This window comes from Desulfovibrio sp. SGI.133 (assembly GCF_050313955.1).
Taxonomy (GTDB): Bacteria; Desulfobacterota; Desulfovibrionia; order Desulfovibrionales; family Desulfovibrionaceae; genus Desulfovibrio.
Map to the genome: position 1 here is coordinate 65238 of NZ_JBNPMK010000002.1, position 13589 is coordinate 78826.

Consider the following 13589-nt stretch of genomic DNA (forward strand, 5'->3'; position numbering starts at 1 on the left):
GAAGCGCAAGGCCCCATAAACCTTTGACGGCCTGTTCCGGGCGGTTTAGGATGGAAGTTCATTCTTCTTTCCTGCGATCCTCGCAACAAGGAGGCTTTCATGGAGATCCGGCAGAACGTCATCGACGATCTCAACGCCATGACCACGGAGTCCTGGCGGACCATCCGCATCATGGCCGAAATGGTCCAGGCCCTGGATACCCTGAACAAGCTGGACACCGACTGCGTGTCCATCTTCGGTTCGGCCCGTTCCACTCCCGACACGCCCGAATACCGGGATGCCGAGCGCCTGGCCAGGATGCTGGTGGAAAAGGGCTTCGGCGTCATCACCGGCGGTGGGCCCGGCGTCATGGAAGCGGCCAACAAGGGGGCTGCCGAAGCGGGCGGCGTTTCTGTGGGCCTGCATATCGAGCTGCCCCACGAACAGGGCTGCAACCAGTATGTGAAGACGCGCTGCAATTTCCGCTACTTCTTCACCCGCAAGTTCATGTTCGTGAAGTATGCCATGGCCTATGTGGTCATGCCCGGCGGCATGGGGACCATCGACGAACTGTCCGAGGCCTTCGTGCTGGCCCAGACCGGACGCATCCGGCCCTTCCCCATCATCCTTTATGATTCTTCCTATTGGTCGGGTCTGCTGGAGTGGCTGCGCACAAGCATGGCCAATGGCGGTTTCATCAATAGGGAAGAGATCGACAAGCTTGTCACGGTGTGCGACACGCCCGAGCAGGTGGTGGAGCATCTGTGCAAGATCGTGATCCTGTAAGCAACGGGGCGCTGGTACGCCCCTGTGGCGGGCCTGTGCCTTCCGCGCCGCCGGGCTGGAGCTGGGAGTCCCTCATGCGTCTGGCCCTGGATGAGGCGCGGCAGGCCGCCCGCGAAGACGAAGTGCCTGTGGGCGCGGTGCTGGTGGCGGCGGACGGCCGTCTGCTGGCCCGCGCCCACAACCGGCCCGTGGCCCTGCACGATCCCACGGCCCATGCCGAGATCCTGGCCTTGCGGGCCGCCGGGGCCGCCAGCGGCAATTACCGCCTGGGTGGCGGGGTGCTGGTGGTGACCCTGGAACCCTGTGCCATGTGCGCCGCGGCCCTGGTCCATGCCCGGCTCGCCGGAGTGGTCTACGGGGCGGCCGACAGGCTGGCCGGTGCCGTGACCTCCTGCACCGAGACGCTGGACCAGCCTTTCTTCAATCACCGTGTCTGGCATATGGGCGGCGTGCTGGCCCGGGAGAGCGTGGACCTGTTGCAGGACTTCTTTGCCGGACGGCGGGACTGAGCCCGCTTTTTTTGCGGGTATGCCCGCGTACGGGACGACGATGCTGGAGATCATCGCTTTTTGTTGCGGCGCCCTGGTCATGGTGCTGGAGATGGTGGGCGCGCGCGTGCTGGCCCCGCATGTGGGTACTTCGGCCGTGGTCTGGACCAGCCTCATCGGCGTGGTGCTGGCCTGCCTGGCCGTGGGGGCCTGGCTGGGAGGCCGTCTGGCCGACAGGCACCTTTCCCGGCGGGGGCTGGCCTTCATCCTGACGGGAGCTTCCCTGGGCAGCGCCCTGGCCGCCGGGACGCACCGTCTGGTGGGGGAGGCGCTGAGCGTCGCCATCACGGACATCCATCTGGCCGCCGTGGCCTGCGCCCTGGGCATCCTGGCCCTGCCCGCCCTGTGCTGCGGCATGATCAGCCCCTACATCATCCGGCTGCGCATCCGGGACGTGGCCACGTCCGGCGCCACGGTGGGGCGGCTGTACGCCCTGTCCACGGCGGGCAGCATCGTGGGCACCTTCCTGGGGGGCTTCGTCCTCATCTCCTTCTTTGCCAGCGGCACCATCCTCTGGGGCGTGGCCCTGGGCCTGCTGCTGCTTTCGCTGCCGGCCGAGCCCTCCCGTCCCTGGGGGCGGTTGGGCCTTGTGCTGTTGCTGCTTCTGCTGGCTGTCTGGGACCGGCAGTTCCGCCAGACGGAAGGTCCTCTGATGGTGGAGAGCCCCTACAACTGCATGCTGATCCACGAGAGCCGCGACAGGGGCAGGCCGGTGCGCATCCTCTCCACGGATCCCGACTACAGCCAGTCGGGCATGTATCTGGACGACCCTGACGAGCTCTACTTCGACTACACCCGCTTTTATGCCCTGGCCGTGTTGGCCCGTCCGCAGGCCCGGGACATCCTCATGCTGGGCGGGGGCGGCGGCTCCGTGCCCAAGTGGCTGCTGTCCGGCAAGAGCGGGCTGGACGCCGCAGGCCTGCGCCTGACTGTGGTGGAGCTGGATCCCGGCATGAGCGCCGTGGCCCGGCGCTGGTTCTTCCTGCCCGGGGACGACCCGCGTCTGCGCCTGATCCATGCCGATGCCCGGACCTTCCTCAACCGGCAGCGGGAACAGTATGACATCCTGCTGGTGGACGTGTTCAATTCCTGTTATTCCATCCCCTTCCATCTGGGCACGCAGGAGGCCTTTGCCGCCATGCGTCGTGCACTGCGCCCCGGCGGCGTGCTGGCCATGAACGTCATCGCCGCGGTGGAAGGCGAGGACGGCCGCCTGCTGCGGGCCATCCATGCCGGGCTGCAACGGCATTTCGCCCGGGTGGAGGTCTTTTGCGTCACCGCCCCCGGGCATCCCGGCCAGTTGCAGAACCTGATGGTGCTGGCGTTCAGCGATGCCGCTACGGCCACGGTCCTGCGTGACGGCCCGGGCCATTCGCCGGAGATGGCGGCCATGCTGGCCTGCCGTTACCGGCCCACCCTGCCGGCTGCGGAGCCCCTGCGGGATGATTTCGCCCCGGTGGAGCGTTTCGCCCTGTCGCTGCTGCGGCGTCCCTGAGCCGGACGGCTCGTTCTTCTCCTGTGATTTTTTGATATGATGCAGGCCCGTTACGTCAGGTCGTGCTTTTCGCCACCTTCGGCGGTGAGAGGGCGGCACGGCCATCCGTTTTGGGGGAGACGGCAGGGGCAGGGCGTCCATGCCGTGCAAAGGAGTAAAGTCGCATCCGCCTGTACGGGCCGCAGCCATGCCCGCACAGGGGGGCAGGCTTGCCGTTTGGCCCCGAAATGCGTAGATTGTGCGCCATGAGAGGGATGGCACGGTCCTGGCGGACCGTGTACAGACTCTTTACTTCAACCGTGCACGTCCCGGGTGCGCGTTCGCAAGGAAGGCAGTTTTGAGCGAATCCATCGATGATCTCACAGTGGAATATGAGGAGAACGGACAGATCATCCTCAAGGAGCTGGGCAAGATCGTCCTGAGCAAGGGCGCCTGGACCACTATCCTTTTCCGCTATCAGGAGTGGAAGCCGCAGACCTCGTCCTACGGCCCCGACAAATATGTGATCCGCCGCTATAAGAAGATGGGCGGTGAATACCGGCAGCAGAGCAAGTTCACCATCTCCAGTGCCGATCAGGCCCGCAAGATCGTGGACGCCCTGCAGACCTGGATCGGGGAGGCCGAGCAGGAAAAGTAGCCGGGACAGTCTGTGCCTTCCCAGAGGTGCTGTTTGAGGAAAAAGGGCGCTGCCTATGCAGCGCCCTTTTCGTGTCCATAAGGAATAAAAAAAGGACCGTCGGGAAAAGGCGGTCCTTGATGGGACGGGATGCGGGGGAGCAGTCCCGTCCTCGCGGGGGCAGAAAGGAGCACGGCAGTATACTGCCGGTCAAAAAAACATGAAGGAAGTATAGCCCGTTGGCCGGACAAGGCAATGCTCCTGTCCCGGAGTATACAGTTTGATACACAGCCGCGGCGGGCAAGACGGGATGCGGGGCGTGCCTGCATTGGGAGGAGTGGGGCCGTGCCTTCGTCGCGTGCCTGCGTTTGGGGCGGCAGGCACTGGCCGCTTTCCTCGCGGGGGGGGGCCGCCTCTGCGTCCCGGCCGTATCTGCCTTGTGGTGACCGTCGGCTGCGGCTATACAGAGGGGGTATCAGGCTGAGGTGCCGTCGCAGGGCCCCGGTACGGGCACGGCAGGCGGCGGTAACGTTGGGCAATCTTCAACTTCTGGAAAATTCTGTGGAAAAATGTTCCTTGCGCGAATTGCTGGCCAAAGCCTCTCCCTTGCGTTCGGGGGACGTGCTGGCCGGTATCGCGGCCGAGAATGAGGAAGAGCGCATCCGGGCCCAGATGGCCCTGGCCGATGTGCCCCTGAAGCGTTTCCTGTCGGAATGCGTGGTGCCGTACGAGACGGACGAAGTCACCCGGCTCATTATAGACAGCCACGATGCGCAGGCCTTTGCGCCGGTCAGCTCCTTTACGGTGGGCCAGCTGCGTGACTGGCTGCTGACTCCTGCCGCGGACACGGCGACCCTGACGGCCCTGGCGCCGGGCCTGACCCCGGAGATGGTGGCCGCGGCCAGTAAGCTCATGCGCATCCAGGATCTGGTGCTGGTGGCCTCCAAGTGCAGCGTGGTGACGCGCTTTCGCGATACCATCGGCCTGCCGGGGCGTTTTTCCTCGCGTCTGCAGCCCAACCATCCCACCGATGACGCGCGCGGCGTGCTGGCCTCCGTCATCGACGGCCTGCAATACGGCTCCGGTGACGCGGTCATCGGCATCAACCCGGCTTCGGACAGTCTGCCCGCCATCGGGCGCCTGCTCCGCCTGCTGGACGATGTCATCGTCCGTTACGACATCCCCACCCAGAGCTGCGTGCTGACCCACGTCACCAACACCCTGGAGATGATCCGGCGCGGCGTGCCCGTGGACCTCTGCTTCCAGTCCATCGCCGGGACGGAAAAGGCCAATGCCAGTTTCGGCATCTCCCTGTCCCTGCTGGACGAAGCCTGGGACGCCACGCTCTCCCTGAAGCGCGGCACGGTGGGGGACAACGTCATGTATTTCGAGACCGGGCAGGGCAGCGCGCTTTCCGCCGGGGCCCACTTCGGCGTGGACCAGCAGACCCTGGAATGCCGCGCCTATGCCGTGGCCCGGCGCTACCGGCCCCTGCTGGTCAATACGGTGGTGGGCTTCATCGGGCCGGAGTATCTGTTCAACGGCAAGCAGATCATCCGCGCCGGTCTGGAGGACCATTGCTGCGGCAAGCTGCTGGGCCTGCCCATGGGCGAGGACGTCTGCTACACCAACCATGCCGAAGCCGACCAGGACGACATGGACATGCTCCTGACCCTGCTGGGCGTGGCGGGCTGCAATTTCGTTATGGGCATCCCCGGTGCCGATGACATCATGCTGGGCTACCAGTCCACGTCCTTCCACGATGTGGCCTGGCTGCGGCGGGTGCTGGGCAAGCGGCCCGCACCGGAATTCGAAGCATGGCTGGAGCGCATGGGCATCCTGTCCGCCACGGGCGAGCTGCTGCCGCCCGGTGAGCGCCGGGGCATGGCCGCTCTGGGCCGGGAACTGGAGGAGGGCGGCCATGGCAACTAAACAGGGTGCGCTCGCGGGCGCCGCGCCCGCCATCGTGACGCCGGACCCCTGGGAAGAACTGCGCCGCTTCACCGATGCGCGCATCGGTCTGGGCCATTGCGGGGTGAGCCTGCCCGTGAAGCGCTGGCTGGAATTCCGTCTGGCCCATGCCCGCGCCCGGGATGCCGTCATGACGCCGCTGGATGAAGAACAGGTGCGCGCCGGTCTGGCCGCCCACGGTCTGGAATGCCTCTCCCTGAGCAGCGCGGTGGCGGACAGGAACGAATATCTGACACGACCGGACAAGGGGCGTCGTCTTTCCGTGGCTTCGCGGCAGCTGCTGGATGCCTGGATGGACGCGCATCCCGGCAGTGCGCCGGACGTGAGCGTGGTCATCTGTGACGGCCTGTCCGCACGGGCCGTGCACGAGAACGCCGTGCCCTTCGCGTCCCGTTTTCTGGAAGAAGCGGCCGCTGCCGGGCTCAGTGCCGCGCCGGTGGCTTTGGTGAAGTTCGGCCGCGTGGCTGTGGGCGATGATGTGGCGGCCCTGCTCAACGCGCGGCTGGTGGTCGTGCTGGTGGGCGAACGCCCCGGCCTCAGCTCGCCCGATTCCCTGGGCGTCTACATGACCCACGCGCCCACGCCCGGCCTGACCGACGAGGCCCGCAACTGCATCTCCAACGTGCGCGCCGCAGGCCTGCCCGTGGAGGAGGCCGTGCGCAAGCTCTGTTATCTGGTGGAGAATGCCCTTGTCCGGCGTCTGTCCGGTGTGGACCTCAAGGACGACGTGCCGTCCGGCTATCTGCCGTTTGCGGAGACGCGGGCATTGGGATAGAGAAGACAGGGAGGCCCGGCAGGACGCCGGGATTCCTTTGAAAAATGAAAAGGCAGGTTTCCGCGAAGGGAACCTGCCTTTCAAATATTGGTGGGCCCACCAGGACTCGAACCTGGGACCTGCCGGTTATGAGCCGGAGGCTCTACCAACTGAGCTATAGGCCCACGAAGGAAGCGAACTATAGCCGGAAGGACGCTAGGCGGTCAAGCCCTTCCGGGGGCCTGGCCCCTGTCCGTTCGGACAGAGTGCTTCCGACAGGAAAAGGAGCATTGGGGAGAAAAGGGAGAAGTTTGCTTTTGTCAGAGCAACCGGAGGGGAACAGTGGTGTCGGGTGGCGCAGGATGCGGTCGTTGCGGGATAAGCTGCGGGGCCGTCTTCAGCATGCAGTCCGCAAAAACGAACGGGGCTGCCCGCATACACGGACAGCCCCGTAACAGGCAGGTATCGCAGCGGGGCGCTACATGGCGCCGCCGGCGTTGAGCTTGCTGATCTGTTCGTCCATGGCCTTCTTCAGGGGCGCGGGCAGGCCCATGATGTCCACGTTGAGGAAGCCGCGCACGATGGTGGAGGTGGCTTCGTCCTCGTCCAGGCCGCGGGCCATGAGGTATTCGATCTCTTCCTGAGCGATCTTGCCCACGGCGGCTTCGTGGGAGAGTTCCACGCCGTCGCGGCAGCTGTCCAGTTCGGGAATGGCATGCACGCGGCCGCCGCCCACGATGAGGCCCTTGCACTCCAGATGGCCCTTGACCGGGGTGGCCGAGGCGCCGATGAAGCCGCGGTTGATGATGGTGCCGCCGGTGGTCAGGGTGCGGGAGATGATCTCGCCGCGGGTGTGGGGGGCGTTGAGGTGGATGGCGCTGCCGCTGTCCACGTAGGAGCCCGTGGGCGTCACGATGACCGAGTTGAAGGTGGCCACGGCGCCCTCACCGTTGAGGTCGATACGGGGATAGGATTCCAGGCTGCCCACGCTCTTCAGCAGGATGTAGTTGTTCTGGAACACGCCCCCGGCTTCCACCACGCCCGCCGAGCGCGGCCGCACGGTGGTGGAGTCGCCCCAGTTGTGGATCATGGTGAAGGTCAGCTTGCCGCCCTTTTCCACATAGTATTCGGTGATGCCCAGATGCGCGGCATCATTGCTGTGCTGGGAGGTAGCGCAGCCGCCCAGGATGTTGAGCTCGGCGCCTTCTTCCACCACCACGATGTTGTGCACGGCCTGCCCGGCGGCATTGCCCTTGATGAACATGCAGGACTGCACGGGCTGGCTGATCTTCACGCCCTTGCGGGCACGCACGAAGTAACCGCCGTTAAGGTGCTCGTAGGCCATGCGGGTGATCTCGTCCTTGTTGGGATCGAGCAGCTTCCAGTAGTACTGCGGCAGGCCGTCGAACTTTTTGAGGGCCGCGCGGATGTCCATGAGGTCCAGACCTTCCTGCCGGGTGGTGCAGTGCACGTCGGCATGGTTGAGCTGCATGAAGGCACCGCTGACCTTGTTGTCGTGCACGTCGATACCGGCCAGGACCAGGCGCTGCTGGTCTTCCTGGGGCAGACGGGTCAGATCTTCGATGGGGGCGGAGTTCTCACCGCCGCTGAAGTTGAAACGGGAAAGGTCGATGCTGCTCATACCAGGGGAGCCTCCGCGATTTTGCCGTACATGTCGCCGGCCAGGCAGCGCAGGCATTCCTGGTAGCCGTGCTGGGCGATATGGTCGAGGATGACGCGCGGGCGCGCTTCACAGCAGAGCTTGCCGTGATACATGACCTGTCCGCGGTCGGCGTTGACGTATTCAAGGATGTGGCCGGTGTGGGTGATGATGAGCCCGCTGGTGGAACGCTGGCGACCCTGCTCGCGCAGGGTGGCGCTACAGCAGTCGGGCACGCCGTCCAGCAGCTTGCGCACGGTCTTGCCCACCAGGGCCATGTTTTCCAGGTCCACGCCGGATTCCGGCTCGTCGAAAAGCAGCAGGTTGGGCTGCTGGGCCATAAGCTGCAGCAGCTCGGAGCGCTTGATCTCGCCGCCGGAGAAACCGGCGTTGACGTCGCGGTCCAGGAAGGTATCGAAATGCACGCGCTTGGCCATGGCGGGGATGTCCATCTTGCGGCCGCGGCCGCACAGTTCCACCATCTTGCCCGTGGGCAGGCCGTGGATGGTGGGCGGGCGCTGGAAGGACATGCCGATGCCCAGACGGGCACGCTCGTACATGGGGGCGTAGGTGATGTCGTGGCCCTTGAAGATGATCTTGCCCCGGGTCACCTCGTAGCCGGAAAAGCCCATCAGCGTCATGAGCAGGGTGGTCTTGCCGGAGCCGTTGGGGCCGAACAGGATAAAGGTTTCGCCCGCTTCCACCTTCAGGTCGATGCCCTTGAGCACCGGCGTGCCGTGGACGGAAACGTGCAGGTCTTGGATCTCAAGCATTGTTTCCCTCAATTATGCCGGAAGTCCTCCCCCTTGCGGGAGCCCGGCAGGCTTTCTAGTCCTGGGGGTCGGTTTCACCCAGATATTCCATGACGTCGTAGTGCACGTGGTCCAGCACATGCGTCAGGTAGGAGACGCATTCGTCGCCCACGGCATGGCCCAGCAGGTCCACGATGAACGCGGCGCGCTTGGCGTTGACAAGGGCGACATTGCCGGGATCACCGTCGTCGGGGATGGCGCTCACGGCTTCGTGGAAGGCCACGAGGTCATCTTCGGTCAGGTGCTTGATGGGCTGGGGTTCGTCATTGATGTAGGGGACGCCTTCCCGCAGTTCCAGCATGACGGGATTGCCGTGCATGATCGCGATGCAGACTTGCATGATATTGATACCTCGCTGTGAAGTTGGGGGCATAGTGGCAAACTTGGACAGGCATGTCCAGTAGGGCCCCTGTTTCGGAACGCGTGCTCGCTGCGGGCCGGCGGACCTTTCCCCCGCCATAAAGATGGGGTCGCGGCGGCAAAAGGCAAGGCCGCTTCCGGCCGGGCTCCGGGATTTTCGGGCAAAAAAAAGGCCGGGGCAGGGCCCCGGCCTGGAAAGGCGTGCTCAGGCTAGCTCAGCTGGGAGATCAGGGTCTCCTTGATGGAGTCGATGGTGCCTTCGCCGTTCAGTTCGATGTACTTGGTCTTGCCTTCGGCGGCCAGGTTCTTGAAGAAGTAGGCCGCGGCCAGGGTGCCGTTTTCGGTGTTGTAGTAGATGTCGTGACGCTTGTTGATGGCGGCTTCGTCCTGGTCGTCGGAACGGGTGGAGAGCTCACCGCCACAGACGCGGCACTTGTCACCGTTGGGCTTGATGGCGTCGATGAAGATGTTGTTGGGATGGTTGTTGTTTTCCTTGCACAGGCGACGGCCCATGATGCGGTTCTTGGCGATCTCGCGGGGCAGCAGGATCTCGATGACGTAGTCCAGTTTCAGACCTTCGGCCTGCAGGGCTTCCCACAGTTTCTGGGCCTGCACCATGTTGCGGGGGAAGCCGTCCAGCAGCCAGCCGTCCTTGCCCTTGGTCTTCAGGGTTTCCAGCACCATGGGGATGGTGATGTCGTCGGGCACCAGGTCGCCGCGATCGATGTATTCCTTGGCCTTCTTGCCCAGTTCGGTGCCGCCACCGATGTGTTCACGGAAGATGGCGCCGGATTCGATGTGAGCAAGATTGTACTTAGCCTTGACCAGGTTGCCCTGGGTGCCCTTGCCGCTGCCGTTGGGACCAAAGATGAGGATATTCATGGCGCTTCTCCTTATTGAGACGGACCGTTGTTGGGTTTGTGCAAAAAAGAACAGATAGAGCCTGTCTACCCTTTGCAGGCGGTTCTGTCAACGGGGGCGGGGAAAGTGCAAGGCCTTTTCCCGCAGGGGCAGGCCGGTGGGACCGGGGTGAAAAAGGCCGGGGCGCGGGATCAGCGGAAGAGGTTCCAGGTGCCTTCCATGACCCCGCCCAGCAGCTCGAAGATGCCGTGGGTCAGGCTGGTGACGGCGTAGAGGATGGCCGTCCCTGCGCTGACCGATGTCTTGGGGTCATGGAGCTTGCCGGTCACGCGCACGGGGAATTCCTGCATGCGGTCGGTCTTGACGAAAAGGTTGCAGTCCAGGTCTTCGTTGTTGAAGTCGATGCGGCCGCCGCCGCGCACGCGCATCTCGGCATCCTGATAAAAGATGTTGCTGCTGCGGGCCACACCGCCCTGCATGTTGCCCGAGGCGCTGAGGCGCTGGAAGCGGGTGGGCTTGCCGCCGGGCCGTCCGGCCTTGTCGCGGTTCTGGTAGCTGCCGTTGATGATGGCCACGCCCCAGGTGCCGGAAAGGGCTGCGGGCATCTGGCCGTCACCGGTCAGGTGGGCGCTCATCTCCGATTCCACCGAGGCCAGGCCCCGCACGGCGCGCTTATCGTTGCGGTCGTTGCTGGCGGCGTCGAGGTTGATGTTCAGGGCCCTGACTTTGGTGGTGTAGCTCAGGCCACGGTCGAAGCGGAAGTCGCCCGAGGCACGCAGGCGCGAATTGTAAAAGTTGCCTTCCAGGGCAGGTATGGAAAGGTGCCCGTCCTTGAGGCTGAAGCGGGTGGTCATCTGCTGCATGCGCAGGCGCATGAAGCGCACCCTGTCCACGTTCAGACTCCCCTGGGCATCGAAGGCCTTCATGAAACGCAGGTCCCAGGGGGCGCCCGGGGCCTTGCTCCGTCCCTTGCTGCGGGCCTGGTCGGGGAAGAGCTCCGCCAGCAGGCGGTCCAGATCGAAGTCCGCGGCATGCAGGCGCAGGTCCAGTTGCGGTGTGCCGCTCCAGTTCACGGAAGCCTCGCCGGCCACCTGCTGCCAGCCCAGGCTGCAACGCAGGTCCTTGAGGCGCAGGCTGTCCGGAGTGCCGGAGGCCGTGCCCTTGAGGCGCAGGCTGTTGAGGGAGGCGGGCAGGGAGGCGGGTGCGCTGCCCCGGATCTGCCGGAGGCTGTGCTTCAGGTCGCGGGCGGCAAGGTCTACGCTCCCGCCCCAGGTCAGGCCGTTGCGGCCATTGCTCACGTCCAGATCGCCCTTGAGCTGCAGGCCCAGCGCCGAGAGCGTGGCCTTTTTCAGCTTCAGTCCGGCAGGGCCCGCACAGCTGAATACGCCGTCGGCATCCAGATCCATGCCCTGGGGAAGCAGATCTTTCTCAATAGATGGCACATGCAGACGCAGGGAGCCGGGAAGATCCTGCCAGGCCACGAACTCCTTGCCGCCGAACCAGACGAGGCCGTCCAGCTTCTGGCTCAGGGAAAAATCCTGGCTTTCCAGCGAGGCCGTCCAGCGGCCTTCGAAACCGGCCCGGGCCGGAGTGGGGCGCAGGTCGCGGCGGGCGCTTTGCAGGTCAAGGCGCAGCGAGAGCTTGTCGAAGGGCAGACTCTTCTTGCCTCCGGCGGGCAGCAGGCCCTTGCTGCCCTCGGCCGTGACCGTGCCGCGCATGCTCTTCAGGAACACGTCCAGGTCGCTGCCCCGGCTGGTGATGGCCGCCTGGGCGGACAGCATGCCGCGCCGTACGGGGATGAGGTCGAAATCCTTGACCAGTTTGCTGCCATGGATCTTGTCCAGACGCAGGTCGATGTCGAAGGTGGGCATGTCCGAAGGGCCGCCGATGGCGCAGCGGCCCTTGAGGCGGCCTTCGTAAAAGTCGCCCGTGGCGCGGATCACGGCCGTGCCGTTGCCGGCCTTGTCGGGTGTGCCGGGTTCGATGACCACGGCCGCGCCGGTGATGGTCACAGGGCCGTAATGCACGGTGCGGGCATTGAGGCGGATGTCATAGCCGATATGCAGATCCGTGGCGGGATCGGGCGGCGGCAGCGGCGTGGAGCGCGAGGCCCGCAGACTGGTCAGGGGACCGTGCGGGAAATAGACCTGCAGGGGCAGGGTGCCCACGGCTTCCGGGATGGCCCGGCCCAGCTCCACTTCCGGGGCGGTCAAGTTCAGAGCCACCACCGGTTCGGCCCAGCGGGCCACACCGCCGGAACCGGTGAAGCGCGAACCCGAGGCATGGGCCACGATATAGGGCACGCGCAGGCCTTCGGCATCCAGCTCGAATTCCAGAAGGCTGTCCGTGATGTTGTCCAGGGCCATCTGCAGGCCCGGGGCCAGCCCGCGGGCAAAGCCCAGCCAGCGTGTCAGGCTCAGACGGTGGGCCTGCAGGCTGCCGTTGAGGACGGGGCCCCGCTGTTTGTCGAGGATCAAGTTGCCGTCGAGGGTGGCGCTGTCTTCGCCCAGTTCCAGCCGGATGCGTTCCAGGCGCACGGGCGGGCGCGTTCCTCCCACAGCGGGCAGATCGGGCCGGGGAGCCACCTGGGCTGTGGGAGCGGTCTTCGTAGCGGCGGCATCGGCGGCCGGGACTTTGGGATCGGCCGGGGCGGGAGCCGTTGCCGGACTTTCCTTTCCGGCTGCGGCCAGCTCCTGCGGATCGGGCAGGAAGACTTCGCGCAGCATGCGCCGTACCGAGGCCTGCGGCGCGTTTCTGTCCTGCAGCAGGCGGCCGGCCACGGCAAAGGGGATGGGCTCGTCGTCCTGCATCAGGTCGCCCTGGATATCATGATCCAGCTGCCAGCCTGCGGTCGTGGCCATGAAATCGAGGTTCATGCGTACGCGGGGCAGGTGGGGCGGCAGATGCAGCAGGGTACGCAGGCGCAGGCGGGGCGTATCGCTCAAAAAACGGAGTGGACGGCTGCGGCCTTCCACGAGCAGGTTCTCCAGGTCGAGCACGGGGATCTCTTCCCCGGCGGCCAGGTTGCGGATCAGACCTGCCTGCAGTTTGCCGCGTACGTCCTGGAGGCCGCGCAGATGCAGCACGCAGGAAAGGTTGCCCGCGCGCAGGGAAGAAGCGTCCTGGGCCTGGAAGGAGAAATTGCCCTGATCTATCTCTATCTGGATGGTGCCGGGCAACAGGCTGTCCAGCCGGGCCAGGGCTCCGGCATCGTTGCTGCCGCCCCCGGTAGCGGAGGTCAGCTTGCGCAGGTCCAGCGTAGGCAGCGGCAGGCTGCCGGAGAGCACGGGATTTTGCAGGGCCACGTATTCCAGTTCCAGCCGTCCCTGCAGCAGGGCGGTCAGGCGGGGGCGCAGACGGGCCGTGCGGACGGAGATGTCCAGTTCCTGGATGCGGATGCGTACGTCATCGGCCTGGACGGCCGGAGGCAGCCAGGAAAGGCCGATGGACCTGACATGCAGGTGGAGGCCCGTGCGTTCGGTGAAGTCCTCCAGCAGGGCATGGGTGATGGCGACGGAGTTATGCTGCACATAGACCATGGCCGCGCCGGCCAGCAACAGGATGCCCAGCAGCAGGGCTGCCAGACAGCGGAGGAAAAGACGCAGGCGGCGGGATGGTTCGGGCATGGCAGGAAGGCTGCTTGACGATGAAAAGGGGCAAGGCTAGGTTGACGAAGCGCTGTCGCGGCGTGCGCGGAAGGCACGACAAAAGCCCCGCCGGAGGGAAAAGCCCGTTTCCGGGCAAAAG

At 65.3% G+C, this 13589-nt stretch carries 11 protein-coding genes and 1 tRNA gene; 6 read left to right on the forward strand and 6 right to left on the reverse strand.

Translation table 11 applies throughout. The annotated features are described in order from the left end of the window. Positions 1 to 99 precede the first annotated feature (99 nt). From ACQRBR_RS03080 to eutC, 6 genes are all read left to right on the forward strand, one after another. Positions 100 to 765 (forward strand): TIGR00730 family Rossman fold protein, encoded by a 666-nt coding sequence (locus ACQRBR_RS03080; RefSeq protein ID WP_204673869.1) that lies wholly within the window; start codon positions 100 to 102, stop codon positions 763 to 765. Positions 766 to 800: 35 nt separating this feature from the next. Then, a complete protein-coding gene (gene tadA / locus ACQRBR_RS03085; RefSeq protein ID WP_370684896.1) occupies positions 801 to 1274 on the forward strand; it encodes a tRNA adenosine(34) deaminase TadA in 474 nt (157 codons plus the stop codon). Between the two features lie 40 nt (positions 1275 to 1314). Further along, positions 1315 to 2808 (forward strand): fused MFS/spermidine synthase, encoded by a 1494-nt coding sequence (locus tag ACQRBR_RS03090; RefSeq protein ID WP_427812291.1) that lies wholly within the window; start codon positions 1315 to 1317, stop codon positions 2806 to 2808. A gap of 337 nt (positions 2809 to 3145) precedes the next feature. Further along, a complete protein-coding gene (locus ACQRBR_RS03095) occupies positions 3146 to 3445 on the forward strand; it encodes a hypothetical protein (protein WP_040369500.1) in 300 nt (99 codons plus the stop codon). Positions 3446 to 3985: 540 nt separating this feature from the next. After that, positions 3986 to 5356 (forward strand): ethanolamine ammonia-lyase subunit EutB, encoded by a 1371-nt coding sequence (locus tag ACQRBR_RS03100; protein ID WP_427812292.1) that lies wholly within the window; start codon positions 3986 to 3988, stop codon positions 5354 to 5356. Continuing rightward, a complete protein-coding gene (gene eutC / locus ACQRBR_RS03105) occupies positions 5346 to 6170 on the forward strand; it encodes an ethanolamine ammonia-lyase subunit EutC (RefSeq protein WP_427812293.1) in 825 nt (274 codons plus the stop codon). The genes ACQRBR_RS03100 and eutC overlap by 11 nt, the downstream gene beginning before the upstream one ends. Before the next feature lie 88 nt (positions 6171 to 6258). Here the strand turns inward: eutC and ACQRBR_RS03110 are convergent. The 6 genes from ACQRBR_RS03110 to ACQRBR_RS03135 all read right to left on the reverse strand — a co-directional run bounded on the left by ACQRBR_RS03110 (position 6259) and on the right by ACQRBR_RS03135 (position 13468). Beyond that, positions 6259 to 6334 (reverse strand) — tRNA-Ile (locus ACQRBR_RS03110). A 293-nt stretch (positions 6335 to 6627) separates the two neighbouring features. Continuing rightward, positions 6628 to 7791: a SufB/SufD family protein gene (locus ACQRBR_RS03115; protein WP_303878214.1), complete on the reverse strand. Its 1164-nt coding sequence runs from the start codon at positions 7789 to 7791 to the stop codon at positions 6628 to 6630. Continuing rightward, positions 7788 to 8582 carry an ABC transporter ATP-binding protein gene (locus ACQRBR_RS03120; protein WP_006006220.1) on the reverse strand — a complete coding sequence of 265 codons (795 nt, stop codon included), beginning with the start codon at positions 8580 to 8582 and terminating at the stop codon, positions 7788 to 7790. The genes ACQRBR_RS03115 and ACQRBR_RS03120 overlap by 4 nt, the downstream gene beginning before the upstream one ends. A 55-nt stretch (positions 8583 to 8637) precedes the next feature. Next, a complete protein-coding gene (locus tag ACQRBR_RS03125; protein WP_006006222.1) occupies positions 8638 to 8961 on the reverse strand; it encodes a hypothetical protein in 324 nt (107 codons plus the stop codon). A gap of 230 nt (positions 8962 to 9191) precedes the next feature. After that, the gene (locus tag ACQRBR_RS03130; protein ID WP_006006223.1) at positions 9192 to 9863 is read right to left on the reverse strand and encodes an adenylate kinase; all 672 of its coding nucleotides are present in this window, start codon (positions 9861 to 9863) and stop codon (positions 9192 to 9194) included. A 170-nt stretch (positions 9864 to 10033) separates the two neighbouring features. Continuing rightward, a complete protein-coding gene (locus ACQRBR_RS03135) occupies positions 10034 to 13468 on the reverse strand; it encodes an AsmA-like C-terminal region-containing protein (RefSeq protein ID WP_427812294.1) in 3435 nt (1144 codons plus the stop codon). Positions 13469 to 13589 lie beyond the last annotated feature (121 nt).

What these genes read in the sequence shown, in the direction of transcription:
- ACQRBR_RS03080 (WP_204673869.1), top strand. Translation starts at nt 100, where the DNA reads ATGGAGATCCGGCAGAACGTCATCGACGATCTCAACGCCATGACCACG.
- ACQRBR_RS03090 (WP_427812291.1), top strand. Translation starts at nt 1,315, where the DNA reads ATGCTGGAGATCATCGCTTTTTGTTGCGGCGCCCTGGTCATGGTGCTG.
- eutC (WP_427812293.1), top strand. Translation starts at nt 5,346, where the DNA reads ATGGCAACTAAACAGGGTGCGCTCGCGGGCGCCGCGCCCGCCATCGTG.
- ACQRBR_RS03115 (WP_303878214.1), bottom strand. Translation starts at nt 7,791, where the DNA reads ATGAGCAGCATCGACCTTTCCCGTTTCAACTTCAGCGGCGGTGAGAAC.
- ACQRBR_RS03120 (WP_006006220.1), bottom strand. Translation starts at nt 8,582, where the DNA reads ATGCTTGAGATCCAAGACCTGCACGTTTCCGTCCACGGCACGCCGGTG.
- ACQRBR_RS03125 (WP_006006222.1), bottom strand. Translation starts at nt 8,961, where the DNA reads ATGCAAGTCTGCATCGCGATCATGCACGGCAATCCCGTCATGCTGGAA.
- ACQRBR_RS03130 (WP_006006223.1), bottom strand. Translation starts at nt 9,863, where the DNA reads ATGAATATCCTCATCTTTGGTCCCAACGGCAGCGGCAAGGGCACCCAG.
- ACQRBR_RS03135 (WP_427812294.1), bottom strand. Translation starts at nt 13,468, where the DNA reads ATGCCCGAACCATCCCGCCGCCTGCGTCTTTTCCTCCGCTGTCTGGCA.